Origin of the sequence: Acidovorax soli, from assembly GCF_014207955.1 — a bacterium.
Classification (GTDB): domain Bacteria; phylum Pseudomonadota; class Gammaproteobacteria; order Burkholderiales; family Burkholderiaceae_C; genus Acidovorax; species Acidovorax soli_A.
In genome coordinates this window covers 336,800-351,649 of record NZ_JACHLK010000003.1, presented here as the reverse complement: position 1 = coordinate 351,649, position 14,850 = coordinate 336,800, and the positions used below count along the sequence as shown (strand labels likewise).

General features: G+C 68.4%; 9 protein-coding genes. 7 read left to right on the top strand and 2 right to left on the bottom strand.

All coding sequences use genetic code 11. The features are described from left to right. Positions 1-12: 12 nt before the first annotated feature. Positions 13-1,500 (top strand): DEAD/DEAH box helicase, encoded by a 1,488-nt coding sequence (locus HNP48_RS10320; RefSeq protein ID WP_184856824.1) that lies wholly within the window; start codon positions 13-15, stop codon positions 1,498-1,500. A 46-nt stretch (positions 1,501-1,546) separates the two neighbouring features. On the opposite strand, the gene HNP48_RS10315 is transcribed toward HNP48_RS10320, so the two are convergent. Next, on the bottom strand, positions 1,547-2,389 hold the full coding sequence (locus HNP48_RS10315) for a symmetrical bis(5'-nucleosyl)-tetraphosphatase (protein WP_184856823.1): 843 nt from the start codon (positions 2,387-2,389) through the stop codon (positions 1,547-1,549). A 21-nt stretch (positions 2,390-2,410) separates the two neighbouring features. On the opposite strand from HNP48_RS10315, the gene HNP48_RS10310 reads away from it, so the two are divergent. Then, positions 2,411-3,715: a hemolysin family protein gene (locus HNP48_RS10310; RefSeq protein ID WP_184856822.1), complete on the top strand. Its 1,305-nt coding sequence runs from the start codon at positions 2,411-2,413 to the stop codon at positions 3,713-3,715. A 138-nt stretch (positions 3,716-3,853) separates the two neighbouring features. Further along, complete coding sequence (locus HNP48_RS10305; protein WP_184856821.1) at positions 3,854-4,144, top strand: H-NS family nucleoid-associated regulatory protein; 291 nt, start codon at positions 3,854-3,856, stop codon at positions 4,142-4,144. A gap of 195 nt (positions 4,145-4,339) precedes the next feature. Here the strand turns inward: HNP48_RS10305 and HNP48_RS10300 are convergent, their stop codons facing one another. Then, complete coding sequence (locus tag HNP48_RS10300; protein WP_184856820.1) at positions 4,340-5,212, bottom strand: helix-turn-helix domain-containing protein; 873 nt, start codon at positions 5,210-5,212, stop codon at positions 4,340-4,342. A 117-nt stretch (positions 5,213-5,329) separates the two neighbouring features. Here HNP48_RS10300 and HNP48_RS10295 point away from each other — a divergent pair, with 117 nt between their 5' ends. From HNP48_RS10295 to HNP48_RS10280, 4 genes are all read left to right on the top strand, one after another. After that, complete coding sequence (locus tag HNP48_RS10295) at positions 5,330-5,734, top strand: hypothetical protein (protein ID WP_184856819.1); 405 nt, start codon at positions 5,330-5,332, stop codon at positions 5,732-5,734. A 175-nt stretch (positions 5,735-5,909) separates the two neighbouring features. Next, positions 5,910-8,810, top strand: a complete 2,901-nt coding sequence (locus HNP48_RS10290; RefSeq protein WP_184856818.1) for an aconitate hydratase — start codon at positions 5,910-5,912, stop codon at positions 8,808-8,810. 160 nt (positions 8,811-8,970) lie between these two features. Next, a complete protein-coding gene (locus HNP48_RS10285; RefSeq protein WP_260420186.1) occupies positions 8,971-12,282 on the top strand; it encodes an EAL domain-containing protein in 3,312 nt (1,103 codons plus the stop codon). After that, positions 12,279-14,840, top strand: coding sequence for a bifunctional diguanylate cyclase/phosphodiesterase (locus HNP48_RS10280; protein ID WP_184856817.1), 2,562 nt, complete (start codon positions 12,279-12,281; stop codon positions 14,838-14,840). Before HNP48_RS10285 ends, HNP48_RS10280 begins: the two co-directional genes overlap by 4 nt. Positions 14,841-14,850: the final 10 nt, after the last annotated feature.

Genomic DNA, 14,850 nt, shown 5'->3' with positions numbered 1-14,850 from the left:
ATAGAGGGCTAAATGACAAGTTCTTTTTCCAATCTTTCGCTGGCCGAGCCGCTGGCGCGTGCCGTGGCCGAAATGGGCTACGAGTCCATGACGCCCATCCAGGCCCAGGCCATTCCCGTGGTGCTGACCGGCCAGGACGTGATGGGTGCCGCCCAGACCGGGACCGGCAAGACGGCGGCGTTTTCGCTGCCCCTGCTGCAGCGCCTGCTCAAGCACGAGAACACCTCCACCTCGCCGGCCCGCCACCCCGTGCGTGCCCTGGTGCTGCTGCCCACGCGCGAGCTGGCCGACCAGGTGGCCCAGCAGATCGCCCTGTACGCCAAGCACACCAAGCTGCGCAGCACCGTGGTGTTCGGCGGCATGGACATGAAGCCGCAGACGCTGGAACTCAAGAAGGGCGTCGAAGTGCTCGTGGCCACGCCGGGCCGCCTGCTCGACCACATCGAAGCCAAGAACGCGGTGCTCAACCAGGTCGAGTACGTGGTGCTCGACGAAGCCGACCGCATGCTGGACATCGGCTTCCTGCCCGACCTGCAGCGCATCCTGTCCTACCTGCCCAAGCAGCGCACCACGCTGCTGTTCTCGGCCACCTTCTCGCCCGAGATCAAGCGCCTGGCCAGCAGCTACCTGCAGAACCCCATCACCATCGAGGTGGCCCGCCCCAACGAGACGGCCTCCACGGTGGAGCAGCGCTTCTACAGTGCCAATGACGACGACAAGCGCCGCGCCATCCACCAGGTGCTCAAGAGCCGCAGCATCAAGCAGGCCTTCATCTTCGTGAACAGCAAGCTCGGCTGTGCTCGCCTGGCGCGCAGCCTGGAGCGCGAGGGCCTCAAGACCGCGGCCCTGCATGGCGACAAGAGCCAGGACGAGCGCCTGAAAGCCCTGGAAGCCTTCAAGAAGGGCGAAGTCGACCTGCTGGTCTGTACCGACGTGGCCGCGCGCGGCCTCGACATCAAGGACGTGCCCGCGGTGTTCAACTTCGACGTGCCCTTCAACGCCGAAGACTACGTGCACCGCATCGGCCGCACCGGCCGTGCCGGCGCCTCGGGCCTGGCCGTGACCCTGGTCTCGGGCAGCGATGCCCGCCTGGTGGCCGACATCGAGAAGCTCATCAAGAAGAAGATCGAACTCGAAGCCATCGAGTACGACGAAGACCAGCCCCGCGGCCGCATCAACGACGGTCGCCGTGCCTGGCGCGAAGCCGGCGAAACCGGCGATGGCCGCGACGGCATCCCTTCCGGCCCACGCCGCGAGCGCGACCGCGAGTACCGTGGCGGCCGTGAATCCCGCGAGGGGCGTGAACAGCACCGGGGCTTCCGCCCTGCCGTGGCCTCGCGCGATCCGTTCTTCGAGAAGCCCTACGAAGCCAGCCCCGCCGGTGACAACGCCCCGGCATGGGAGGCCTCGCGCTCGGCCGGCCCACGCAGCAGCGTGTCGGCCAACATCAAGCCCAAGCGCAAGGTTGCGGCGCTGTTCAAGGCCGCCGTCACCTCCTGAGGTCGCGCAGCGCGGGGCCCGGTGCCCCGCAGGCAGGGTGCTCTGCTCAGCCCGGTTTTTGGGCTTGCTCGCAGTGCACCTGCAGCAGCTCGCGGTCGGCCAGCGTGGTGCCAAAGCGCACCGCAGAGAGGCAGCCGCCCCAGACACAGCCCGTGTCCAGCGCCAGGGTGTCGCTGCGGTCCAGCAATCCCAGGGTCGACCAGTGGCCAAAGGCCACCAGGCTGCCTGCCGCTTGCCGCCCCGGCACGTCGAACCAGGGCATCAGGCCGGTGGGGGGCGTGTCCGCGCTCTCGGTGCTTTCGAAATCCATCACCCCGCCGGGTGAGCAAAAGCGCAGCCGGGTCATCGCATTGACGATGGTGCGCAGGCGGTCCATGCCCGTGAGGGCCGGGTCCCAGCGGTCCGGCCCGTTGCCATACATCTGGTGCAGAAAGTCCTGCAGCCCCGGGCCGCGCAGCACTGCCTGCACTTCGCCTGCCAGCACCAGCGCCTCGTCCACCGTCCAGGCCGGCAGCAGGCCGGCATGGACCATGGCCAGGCGCTCCCCCGCGTGGACATGCGTGCGCATCAGCGGCTGCTGGCGCAGCCAGCCGAGCAGGGCCTCGCGGTCCTGCGCCTCGAGCACCGGTGCCAGTGTGTCCTTGCGGGAGGGCTTGCGCGCGCCGTGCGCTGCCGCCAGCAGGTGCAGATCGTGGTTGCCCAGCAGCGGCCGCAGCGCATCGCCTGCCGCCATGCAGCGGCGCAGCACGGCCGCCGATTCGGGGCCCCGGTTCACCAGGTCGCCGAGCAGGTAGACCGTGTCGCGGCTGGCGGAAAAACCGACCGTGTCCAGAAGGCGTCCGAGGGCGCTGTCGCAGCCCTGGATGTCGCCGATGCAGTAAAGTGCCATCGTGTTCCCATTTGTCGAACCATGGATTTTCTGCTGATTGCGCTGCTCACGCTGCTCAACGGCGTGTTTGCCATGTCCGAGCTGGCGCTGGCGTCGAGCCGCAGGTCGCGCCTGGTGGCATTGGCGGCCGAGGGCGACAAGGGCGCGCAAGCCTCGCTCGACCTGCTCGACAACCCGACCCAGTTCCTGTCGTCGGTGCAGGTGGGCATCACCTCCATCGGCATGCTCAACGGCATCATCGGCGAGGCCGCCTTCAGCGACGACCTGGCGCGCTGGCTGCAGCTGCTCGGGGCGCCCGAGCGGGCCGCCGCCATCAGTGCCACAGCACTCGTGGTCACGGCCATCACCTTCATCACCATCGTTTTTGGCGAGCTGGTGCCCAAGCGCATCGGCCAGCTCTACCCCGAAACCGTGGCCCGCTTCGTCGCGCGGCCCATGGCCGGCGTGGCCCGGGTGGCCAAGCCCTTCGTGCGCCTGCTGGCGCTGTCCACCCAGGGCGTGCTGGGCCTGCTGCGCATCGACAACAACGCCGGCCGTGCCGTGACGCAGGAGGAGATCGTGGCGAGCCTGGAGGAGGGCCGCGATGCCGGCGTGATCGAACACCATGAGCACCAGATGGTGCGCAACGTGTTCCGCCTCGATGACCGGCCGCTGACCTCGCTGATGGTGCCCCGGGCAGACGTGCAGTGGCTCGAGGCACGGCTCTCCGTGGCCGAGGCCCTGCAGAGGGCGGGCGCCGGTGGCGGCCATGGCGCCCATTCCTGGTACCCGGTGTGCCGCGGTTCGCTCGACGAGGTGGTGGGCCTGGTCAGCGTGGCGCGCCTGCTGGAACTGGGCGCGCAGACCCCAGGCCCCATCGAGCAGCATGCGCTGCCGGCGGCCTTCCTGCCCGAAACCCTGAGCGGCATGGAGCTGCTCGGGCAATTCCGCGCACGCTCCGGCCGCATGGTCTTCGTGGTCGATGAATATGGCGTGGTGCAGGGCATCATGACGCCGCGCGACCTGCTGGAGGCGATCACCGGAGAGCTCCAGCCCGGTGCGGCCACCGACGCCTGGGCCACGCAGCGCGAAGACGGCGCATGGCTGCTCGACGGCCTGATGCCGGTCACCGAGCTCAAGGCGCGCCTGGATATTCGCGAGTTACCCGCCGAGGCGCGGGGCCGTTACAACACCCTGGCGGGATTGCTCATGGCCGAATCCGGCCATTTGCCGGCGGTGGGCGAGCGCATTGTCTGTGCCGGGTGGATATTCGAGGTGCTGGGCCTGGAGGGCAAGAGAATCGACCGGGTATTGGCGCAAATCGACCAGCCCGACCCGTCGGGCTGATTACCTGGACATCTGGATTGATTTTCGCCCCGGGTGTTGTTTCAACGGCTTGTCACGATTTTTTTGCCAAATCCGGCAAAGTTTGTCCATTATTCCTATAATGGGGCCTCCTTTGTCCACCCAGCAGTTCAACATACCATGACAACCAGCTACAAAGAACTCCTCAAGCAACGCGATGCCCTGGAACAGCAAATCGGTGAGGCGCGCAAGCGCGAGCTGTCGGATGCCGTGTCGCAGGTGCGTGCTTTGGTGGCGGAGTTTGGCCTGACCGCGCAGGACGTGTTCCCCACCGGCCGCGCCCGCAGCGCCAGCGCTGGCACCAAGGTGGCGCCCAAGTACCGTGATCCGGCCACCGGCCAGACCTGGACGGGCCGGGGCAAGGCCCCCAAGTGGATTCAAAACGAAAACCGCGAAAAGTTCGCCATTTGATCCGAGCCATCCATGGCATGCCGGTTGTTTGCCGGCCCGCTTGAGAGAAAAAAGCCCGCAACTGCGGGCTTTTTGCATGGCGTGCACAATAAACGCGCATTGGGCCCGGTTCGTTGCCCGCGGGCATTGCGGCAGATAACGGGCTTGTAACACAACATGCTTCCTTGCGCGGCGCGCCCGCCGGCTCTGCGGGTGTCAGGCGCTGGCGGCCATTTCGCGCAATACCTGGGCGGTGAATTCATCGGCCGGAAAGAATGACTCCACGGCCAGCTCCTGCAGGGTCACATCCACCGGGGTGCCGAATATGGTGGTGGTACTGATAAATGAAAGGGTGCCGCGCGCACTTTGAAAGCAGAAGGGCATTACCACGCCCAGCATTTCACCATCGAGCACCAGGGGGCTCGGCTCCTCGGGCGCCGGGTATTCCAGCAGCTCGGCCTGCAAGGCGATCAGCACCGGGTCGGCCGTGGCCTGGATCTGCTGGCGCAGGCGCTCGAACAGGTGCGCCCGCCACTGGGCCAGGTTGGCAATGTGCGGTGCCAGGCCCTTGGGGTGCAGGCTCAGGCGGAACACGTTCACGGGCCCTTCCAGCAGCTCGGGGCTCACATGGTTGGCCAGCAGCGCCTGGGCGGCGCGGTTGGTGGCCACCACGTTCCAGCAGCGGTCCAGCGCCAGCGCAGGGCAGGGCTCGTGCCCCTTGAGCACCAGTTCCACAGCCCGGCGCGCGGCGGCCAGGGCCGGGTCGTCCAAGGCGCGCTCGCGGTACATGGGCGCATAGCCGGCCGCCACCAGCAGGGCATTGCGCTCGCGCAGCGGGATGGCCAGGCGCTCGCACAGGCGCAGCACCATCTCGCGGCTGGGGTTGGTGCGGCCGGTCTCCATGAAGCTCACATGGCGGGTGGAGATGTCCGCCTCGTCAGCCAGCTCCAGCTGGCTCAGGTGGCGCTGCTGGCGCCAGGTGCGCAGGTGGTCGCCGAACGAGGCGGGGCCCGGCGTGCTGCCGCGGTGGCCCGCGGCCGCGGGCCGGTGGGGCAGGGAGGGGCGTGGGGCGTGGTGTGTGCTGCTCATGCCCCGCATCCTAGAGGCATATCGCATGCGGGCCATTACCTCGGATGTCATCGACGCCGTGAGCGCCCACGGCAACCATGGAGGCTCTTCCAATCGATTCAACCCAAGGAGTCCCTCATGTCCTTCCTGTCCTCTCCCTCGTTCCTGCGTGCCGTGGTGTGGTTCGATGCTGCCACCGGCGTGCTCCTCGGTACCCTGCACCTGGCCCTGACCGACACACTGTCGCAGTGGTTCGGCCTGTCTGCGGGCCTGGTCCAGGGCAGCGGCGTGGCGCTGCTGGCCTACGCGCTGCTGGCCGGTGGCATCGCCAGCCAGCGCAGGCTGCCGCGCGGCCTGCTGGGCTGCCTGGCCGCGGGCAATGCGGCATGGGCCCTGGGCAGCCTGGCGCTGCTGCTGGGCTCCGCCGTGGCGCCCACCGTCTGGGGCCAGACCTACCTGGTCGTGCATGTGGTCTCGGTGGGCCTGCTGGCGGAAGTGCAGTGGTTCGGCATGCGCCGCCTGCCGACGCTGGCCGCGGCCTGAAGGCCTGCACCCGCATCGGCCGCATGGCCGGTGCCGCGCTGTGCCATGGGAGAGGGGGCTGTCGCCCCCTTTTGGCGTGCCGATGCCACGGCATCCCGGTGCCGGCATACCCCCACCGTTTCATCCGCCACGCGGGACTGACAGAATAGGCCTTGTCGCATCACAGGAGTCAGCCATGGCCACATCGACCAAGTCGTCGCCCCAGCCCGCCCGCCACGCCTTTGCCAACACGCTCAAGAGCTTCAAGACCGCGTCCGGCAAGACAGGACAGTTCTATTCCCTCCCCGCACTGGCCCAGCAATACCCCAGCGTGAAGCGCCTGCCGGTATCGATCCGCATCGTGCTCGAGTCGGTGCTGCGCAACTGCGACGGCCGCAAGGTCACGGCCGAACATGTGCGCCAGCTTGCGCACTGGGGCCCCACGGCCGAACGCAAGGACGAGATCCCCTTCGTCGTCTCGCGCGTCGTGCTGCAGGACTTCACCGGCGTGCCGCTGCTCGCCGACCTGGCCGCCATGCGCAGCGTGGCCGCCAAGCTGGGCAAGAACCCCAAGAAGATCGAACCCCTGGTGCCCGTGGACCTGGTGGTGGACCACTCCATCATGGTCGACTACTACGGCAAGAAGAATTCGCTCGACCTCAACATGAAGCTCGAGTTCCAGCGCAACCGCGAGCGCTACGAGTTCATGAAGTGGGGCATGCAGGCCTTCAGCACCTTCGGTGTGGTGCCCCCGGGCTTCGGCATCGTGCACCAGGTGAACCTGGAGTACCTGGCGCGCGGCGTGCACAAGACCAAGGCTGGCGTGCACTACCCCGACACCCTGGTCGGCACCGACAGCCACACCACCATGATCAACGGCATCGGTGTGGTCGGCTGGGGCGTGGGCGGCATCGAGGCCGAGGCCGCCATGCTGGGCCAGCCCGTCTACTTCCTCACGCCCGATGTGGTGGGCTTCGAGCTCACGGGCCAGCTGCGCGAGGGCGTGACCGCCACCGACCTGGTGCTCACCGTGACCGAGATCCTGCGCCAGCACAAGGTGGTGGGCAAGTTCGTCGAGTTCTTCGGCGAGGGCACGCGCACCCTGGCCCTGCCCGACCGTGCCACCATCGGCAACATGGCGCCCGAGTACGGCGCCACCATGGGCTTCTTCCCGGTGGACGAGAAGACCATCGACTACTTCCAGGGCACGGGCCGCACCAAGGCCGAGATCGAGGCCTTCGAGGCCTACTTCAAGGCCCAGGGCCTTTTCGGCGTGCCGCTGGCCGGCGAGGTCGACTACACCAAGGTCGTCACGCTCGACCTGGGCACCGTCACGCCCAGCCTGGCCGGCCCCAAGCGCCCGCAGGACCGCATCGAGCTGGGCAAGGTCAGCAGCCAGTTCATCGACCTGTTCAGCAAGCCCAATGCCGAAAACGGCTTCAACCGCCCGGCCGAGCTGCTGCACACGCGCCACCACATCCACCGCGGTCAGGACCTGGTGCAGGAGGCCGCGCCCCAGGACAAGCCCGCGCCCGCAGGCGCGCCCCGCTCGGTGGCCGAGATGGAAGGCAACAAGCCCGCCCTGGCCACCGCCCACGCGGACGCCGCTGCGACCATGCCCACCAAGGGCGCCGACCCCACCGTGGGCAATGGCGACGTGCTGATTGCCGCCATCACCAGCTGCACCAACACCTCCAACCCCAGCGTGCTGCTGGCCGCCGGCCTGCTGGCCAAGAAGGCCGTGGAAGCCGGGCTCAAGGTCCAGCCGCACATCAAGACCTCGCTGGCCCCGGGCTCGCGCATCGTCACCGACTACCTGACCGAGACCGGCCTCCTGCCCTACCTCGAAAAGCTGGGCTTCGCGCTCGCCGGCTACGGCTGCACCACCTGCATCGGCAATGCTGGCGACCTCACGCCCGAGCTCAACGAGGCCATCACGGGCAACGACCTCATCTGCGCCGCCGTGCTCTCGGGCAACCGCAACTTCGAGGCGCGCATCCACCCCAACCTCAAGGCCAACTTCCTGGCCAGCCCGCCGCTGGTGGTGGCCTATGCCATTGCCGGCACGGTGCTCAAGGACCTCATGACCGAGCCCGTGGGCAAGGGCAAGGGCGGGCGCGACATCTACCTGGGCGACATCTGGCCAAGCAGTGAAGAGGTGCACCAGCTCATGAAGTTCGCGATGAACGGCAAGGCCTTCCGCGAGAACTACGCCAAGGTGAGCACCGACCCCGGCAAGCTCTGGGAAAAGATCAAGGGCGTGAGCGGCAACGCCTACACCTGGCCTGCCAGCACCTACATCGCCGAGCCGCCGTTCTTTGCCAGCTTCGCGCTGGAGCAGGGCGCCGCAACGGCCTCCGAGGTGCATGGCGCGCGCATCATGGCGCTGTTCGGCGACTCCATCACCACCGACCACATCTCGCCCGCGGGCTCCATCAAGGCCACCTCGCCCGCCGGCCAGTGGCTGCAGCTCAACGGCGTGCAGAAGGCCGACTTCAACAGCTATGGCGCGCGCCGCGGCAACCACGACGTGATGATGCGCGGCACCTTCGCCAACGTGCGCATCAAGAACCTGATGATCCCGCCCACTGCCGATGGTTCGCGCGAGGAGGGCGGCGTCACGCTGTTCCAGAACGAAGGGCCGCTGCAGGGCGAGAAGATGTTCATCTTCGACGCCGCCATGCAGTACATGGCGCAGAAGACCCCCACGGTGATCTTTGCCGGCGAGGAGTACGGTACCGGGTCGAGCCGCGACTGGGCCGCCAAGGGCACGCAACTGCTGGGCATCAAGGCCGTGGTGGCGCGCAGCTTTGAGCGCATCCACCGCTCCAACCTGGTGGGCATGGGCGTGCTGCCGCTGCAGTTCAAGGGCACGGATTCGTGGGAGTCGCTGGGCCTCACCGGCGACGAGACCATCAATGTGCTGCCCGACCCGGCCCTCACGCCCCAGAGCGATGCCACCCTGGTGATTCGCCGGACCGACGGCTCCAGCCAGGAGGTGGTGGTCACGCTGCGCATCGACACCCCCATCGAGGTGGATTACTACCAGGCGGGCGGCATTTTGCCCTTCGTGCTGCGCCAGCTGCTCGAGGCTTGAGGCGCTGGCAGGGCGGGGGCGGCTCTGCGGCCGCCCCGGGGACTGCCCTGGGAGGGGACCTGTGGCGCACACGCTGCGCGTGTTTCGCCCGATGGCCGTTTGCGCTTACAGCCCGATACACTGGTGAGGTGCAGCTGACGCCCCATCCTCCCCAGCTCCTATGACCTCCCCAGTCCACCGTCCAGAGCGCATGCTCGTCTCGGAGGCGCCTGCCGTCACGGTGGTGCTGACCGTGGGGGTGCTGGCGCTGGTGATGGTGTCGCTGGGCGGCATCCTGGGGGAGGGAACGGACAGCCAGCACAGGCTGGAGCCCTTCATGGAGCTTGTGGCCATCCTGCTGGCACTGCTGGTGGTGTCCGTGTCCCTGCATGTGCTCGAAGCCCAGGACCAGGGAAGGGCGAATGTGCTGGTCGCCGGCTTCGGCGTCGCAGCGGTCTGCAATTTCCTGCACGGCGTGCTGGCCCACGCCACGCCGCAGCCGGCCTCCCCTCTGGTCACGGACATGGCACTGTGGCTGGGCGCCTGGGTGCGCGCGGCCGAGTGCGCCGCGCTGCTGCTCACGGCACTGCATGCCTCCCTGCCCGGGCCCGCCCGGCTGTGGGCGGTGGCGGCGGGCGCATTTTCCCTGCTGCTGGTCTGGGCCGCCGTGGGGCCGCTGGCCCATGGCTTTGCCCAGGCATCGGGGGGCATGCTGCCGGTGCTGATGGCCGCCGTGCTGTGCCTGGGCCTGGTGGCGGCCGCCGTGCTGCTGTACCGCACGGCCAGCGGCGACAACCGCACCCGTGCCCGCCTGCTGGCCTGGGCGGCGGCCACGTTCGCGGTGGCCGAATTCCTGGTCGGTCTCTCGGGGTTTGCGCAGTTCGGCTGGGCCGACATGCTGGCCGACGGGGTGCGCGTCGTGGGCTACGCGCTGCTGTACCAGGCGGTGTTCGTGGCCGGCATGCGCCAGCCCTTCGAGCGGCTGTACCAGGCCGAAGCCCAGCTGCGCGAGAGCGAAACGCGCCTGCAGCTGCTGGGCCGCAACCTGCCGCTGAGCGTGCTCTACCAGGTGGTGCGCGAGACCGACGGCCGCATGCACTTCGTGCACATGGGCGATGCCATCGAGCGCCTGAACGGCCTGCGCACCGAAGACATCCTGCGCGATCCGGGCGTGCTGTACGCGCAGATCCTCCCCGAAGACATGCCCGTGCTGGAGGAGGCCCGCGACCGTTCGCTGCGCACCATGGGGCCCATGGAGGCCAATTTCCGCATGCGCGTGTCCTCGGGAGCGGTGCGCTGGATCCACCTGAGCTCCTCCCCCCGCCTGCTCGACGGCGGGCGCGTGATCTGGGACGGCGTGCAAAGCGACATCACCGCCGAGCGCGAGGCAGAGCAGGCCGCCCACGCGCACGAGGTGCAGATGGCCAACATGCTGCGCCAGGTGCCTGGCGGCGTGGCGCGGCTGGACCGCGACTACCGCGTGCTCTATGTGAACGAGCAGCAGGCCCGGTGGCTGCACCGCACCCCGGATCAGTTGCAGGGACAACTGCTGCAGGACGTGATTCCCACCGCGGTCATGGCGCGCATGCGGCCCCAACTGCAAAAGGCCTTTGCCGGAGAGACGGCGGTGTTCGAGAACCGCATCGATGGCCTCGATGGCGCGCAGTACCGCCACACCACCCTCGTGCCCGAGTCCATCACGGACCAGGGCGTGCTGGCCGTGGTGGTGTTCGCCTACGACCTGACCGAGCTCAAGCGCATCGAGATGGAACTGGCCCAGCAGAAGGCCCACCTGGCGCGTGTGGTGAATGCCATCCCGGACATGGTGTTCCTCAAGGATGCGGACGGTGTCTACATCTCCTGCAACCCGGTGTTCGAACGCTTTGCCGGCAAGCCCGAGCGCGAGATCATCGGCTGCACCGACTACGACATTTCGCCCGCAGCGGACGCCGAGCAGTTCCGCGCCTACGACCGGCGCGCCATGCAGGCCTGGCAGCCACTGGTCTATGAAGAACAGCTGACTTTTGCCGAGGACGGCTACCAGGGGTATTTCGAGACCATCAAGACCCCCATCCGCGACCTGCATGGCCGGGTCACGGGGGTTCTTGGGGTGTGCCGCGACATCACCGACCGCAAGCGCGCAGAACAAGAGATCGAACGCCTGGCGTTCTACGACGCGCTCACGGGCCTGCCCAACCGGCGCCTGCTGCTCGACCGGCTGCAGCGCTCCATCGCCGCCTGCCAGCGCAGCAAGAACCTGGGGGCGCTGCTGTTCATCGACCTGGATAACTTCAAGGACCTCAACGACACCCTGGGCCACGACATGGGCGACCAACTGCTCTCCCAGGTTGCCACCCGCCTGGTGGGCAGCGTGCGCGAAGCCGACACCGTGGCACGCTTTGGCGGCGACGAATTCGTCGTCATGCTGGACAACCTGAACCCCGAACTGCAGGACGCCGCCGCCCAGGCCGAAACCGTCGCCGAAAAACTCCTGTCCAGCCTGAACCAGCCCTTCGCCCTCGGCGGCCAACAGCACTACAGCACCCCCAGCATCGGCATCACCCTGTTCGGCGACGAACGCCTGTCGGTGGACGAACTCTTGAAGCGCGCCGACCTGGCCATGTACCAGGCCAAGGCCGCAGGGCGCAACACCCAGCGCTTCTTCGACCCGGACATGCAGGCTGCCGTCAACGCCCGCTCCAACCTGGAAGCCGACCTGCGCCAGGGCCTGGCGAGGAACGAGTTGCTCGTGCACTACCAGCCCGTCGTGGACCACCAGGCGCGCCTGGTGGGGGCAGAAGCGCTGGTGCGCTGGCGCCACCCCCAGCGCGGCATGATCAGCCCGGGCGACTTCATCCCGCTGGCCGAGCAGACCGGCCTCATCCTGCCGCTGGGCCAGACCGTGCTGGAGACCGCCTGCAGGCAACTGCAGCGCTGGGGCCAGGACGCGGCCACCGCCCACCTGTCCATCTCGGTGAACGTCAGCGCGCGCCAGTTCAGGCAGCCCGGCTTCGTGGCCGAAGTGCTGGACACCCTCAAAGCCCACCGGGCAGAACCCCAGCGGCTCAAGCTGGAGCTGACAGAAAGCCTGCTGCTGGGGGAGATCGAAGACACCATCGTGCGCATGGAACAGCTCAAGGCCCAGGGGGTGGGATTCGCGCTGGACGACTTTGGCACCGGCTACTCCTCCCTGAGCTACCTGAAGCGGCTGCCGCTGGACCAGATCAAGATCGACCAGAGCTTCGTGCGGGACGTGCTGAGCGACCCCAACGACGCGGCGATCGTGCGCACGATCCTGGCGCTGGCCAAGAGCCTGGATTTGCAGGTGGTGGCCGAGGGGGTGGAGACGACGGGGCAACTGGGGTTTTTGCGGCTGCATGGCTGCGAGGGCTTCCAGGGCTATCTGTTTGGCAGGCCTGTGCCGGTGGACCTGTTCGAGCGCGAACACCTGCCCGAGGCGCCGCTGGCGGCCCCAGCCGCTGGAACCCCATGAGCGCCGTGACGGAAACCTCCCGACTCCCCTCCGCCAGCGCCGCCACCGTGTTGTGGGTGGATGGCGACGCACAGCATGCCCAGGCGGCCATTGCCGTGCTGGCCCGGCGCTGCCCCGGCTGGCAGGTGGTGCACAGCCCATCGGCCGACGCGGCCTCCCTGCTGCTGGCCGCACAGACCTGGGATGGACTGGTCCTGTGCCTGGACCCGCAGATCCAGGAACTGCCCAGCCTGCTGGAGCTGTGCGCCGGGCGTCCCGTGCTGCTGTGCCTGGATGTGGCGCAGGAAGCCCTGGCGGCGCGCGGCTTTCGTTGCGGCCTGGGGGACTATGCGCTGCGCGCAGCGGATGGCAGCCACCTGCCCGAGCTGGTGCACCGCCTGTCTGCCCTGGTCGGCCGCCAGGCTGCGGTGCCCGGCCCCGGGGCAGTGCAGCCCATGCGCACGGTGGATGCCCGCATCTGGCACGAGGCCTTGAGCCTGCTGCAGGAACAGCGCCAGGGCCTGCAGGTCACCCTGGCCAGCATGAGCCAGGGCATTTTCCGCACCGGGCCGGACGGGCGCATCAGCATCTACAACCAGCGCGTGCTGGAGCTCTTGGACCTGCCCGAATCGCTGATGGCCGCGCGCCCGACGCTGGCCGAGCTGACCCAGCTGCAGGCCGACCGCGGCGACTTCGGCGCCAGCTACAACCTGGTGGACCACCGGGGGCGCGACTACATCGCGCGCTCTGCGGTGGACCCCTCGCCCGAGGTCTACTGGCGCACCACGCGTGACGGCCGCACCTTCGAGGTGCGCACCACGCGCCTGCCCGATGGCGGGCTGGTGCGCACCTTCACCGATGTGAGCGACTATGTGCGCGTGCAGAACGAGCTGCGCGAGAGCGAGGCGCGCTTTCGCAGCCTGAGCGACCTGTCGTCCGACTGGTACTGGGAGCACGATGCCGACGGCCGCTTCGTGCAACTGGCGGGCGACCTGAGCGTCAACGGCATCCCCCTGTCGAGCGTGATGGGCCGCACGCGCTGGGAGATCGGTGCGCTCAACATGGGTGAGGCCGAATGGGACGCCCACCGCGCGGTGCTTGCTGCCCAGCAGCCGTTCCGCGACCTGGAGCTGCAGCGCCAGCGCCCCGATGGCAGCATGCACTGGATCTCGGTGAGCGGCGTGCCCGTGTTCGACGCAGAGGGCGTGCTGCGCGGCTACCGCGGCGTGGGCCGCGACATCAGCGAGCGCAAGCAGGCGGAGCTGCAGATCGAGCGGCTGGCCTTCTTCGATGCGCTCACCGGCCTGCCCAACCGGCGCCTGCTGATGGACCGGCTGCAGCGTGCCACCGTCGCGGTGGGGCGCAGCCATGCGCATGGTGCGCTGCTGTTCATCGACCTGGACAACTTCAAGGACCTCAACGACACGCTGGGCCACGACACCGGCGACCAGCTGCTGGTGCGCGTGGCCCGGCGCCTGTCGGCCTGCGTGCGTGAGAGCGACACCGTGGCCCGCTTCGGTGGCGACGAGTTCGTGGTGCTGCTCGATGGCCTGCACAGCGACGTGGCGCATGCCAGCAGCGAGGCCGCCACCATTGCACAGAACATCCTGGTGGCGCTGGGCAAGCCCTACGACATGGAGGGCACCAGCCACCACAGCACGCCCAGCATCGGCATCGCGCTGTTCGGGCAGCGTCCGTCCACGCCGGACGAACTGCTCAAGCATGCCGACCTGGCCATGTACCAGGCCAAGGCGGCCGGGCGCAATACCCAGCGCTTCTTCGACCCCGACATGCAGGCCGCCGTGAGCATGCGCGCGGCGCTGGAGGTGGACCTGCGCCGGGGCCTGAACCAGCGGGAGCTGCTGCTGTACTGCCAGCCCGTGGTGGACAGCAGCGGCAAGCTGCTGGGCGCCGAAGCCCTGGTGCGCTGGAACCACCCGCGCCGGGGGCTGGTGCTGCCCGGCGAGTTCATTCCGCTGGCCGAGCAGACCGGGCTCATCCTGCCGCTGGGCCAGTGGGTGCTGGAGGCCGCCTGCGCCCAGCTGGTGCAGTGGTCGCGCAGCGCGCTCACGCGCCCCTTCTTCCTGTCGGTCAACGTGAGCGTGCGCCAGTTCCGCCAGCCCGATTTCGTGACCCAGGTGCTCGGCGCCTTGCAGGCCAGCGGCGCCAACCCCGAGCGCCTGCGCTTCGAACTCACCGAAAGCCTGCTGCTCACCGACGTGGAGGACAGCATCGCCCGCATGGAGCAATTGCGCCGCCATGGGGTGGGCTTTTCGATGGACGACTTCGGTACCGGGTACTCCTCGCTCAGCTACCTCAAGCGCCTGCCGCTGGACCAGCTCAAGATCGACCAGGGCTTTGTGCGCGATCTGCAGACCGATCCCAACGATGCCGCCATCGTGCGCACCATCCTGGCCCTGGCGCGCAGCCTGGACCTGTCGGTCGTGGCCGAGGGGGTGGAGACGCCGGGCCAGTTCGAGTTCCTGCAACGCCACGGCTGCCAGGCCTTCCAGGGCTACCTGTTCGCCCGCCCCATGCCGGCCGGGATGCTGGAGCGCGCCCTGCTTCCTGCGCCATGACAAACGGGGT

What these genes read in the sequence shown, in the direction of transcription:
- HNP48_RS10300 (WP_184856820.1), bottom strand. Translation starts at nt 5,212, where the DNA reads ATGAGCAGCACACACCACGCCCCACGCCCCTCCCTGCCCCACCGGCCC.
- HNP48_RS10295 (WP_184856819.1), top strand. Translation starts at nt 5,330, where the DNA reads ATGTCCTTCCTGTCCTCTCCCTCGTTCCTGCGTGCCGTGGTGTGGTTC.
- HNP48_RS10285 (WP_260420186.1), top strand. Translation starts at nt 8,971, where the DNA reads ATGACCTCCCCAGTCCACCGTCCAGAGCGCATGCTCGTCTCGGAGGCG.
- HNP48_RS10315 (WP_184856823.1), bottom strand. Translation starts at nt 2,389, where the DNA reads ATGGCACTTTACTGCATCGGCGACATCCAGGGCTGCGACAGCGCCCTC.
- HNP48_RS10320 (WP_184856824.1), top strand. Translation starts at nt 13, where the DNA reads ATGACAAGTTCTTTTTCCAATCTTTCGCTGGCCGAGCCGCTGGCGCGT.
- HNP48_RS10310 (WP_184856822.1), top strand. Translation starts at nt 2,411, where the DNA reads ATGGATTTTCTGCTGATTGCGCTGCTCACGCTGCTCAACGGCGTGTTT.
- HNP48_RS10305 (WP_184856821.1), top strand. Translation starts at nt 3,854, where the DNA reads ATGACAACCAGCTACAAAGAACTCCTCAAGCAACGCGATGCCCTGGAA.
- HNP48_RS10280 (WP_184856817.1), top strand. Translation starts at nt 12,279, where the DNA reads ATGAGCGCCGTGACGGAAACCTCCCGACTCCCCTCCGCCAGCGCCGCC.
- HNP48_RS10290 (WP_184856818.1), top strand. Translation starts at nt 5,910, where the DNA reads ATGGCCACATCGACCAAGTCGTCGCCCCAGCCCGCCCGCCACGCCTTT.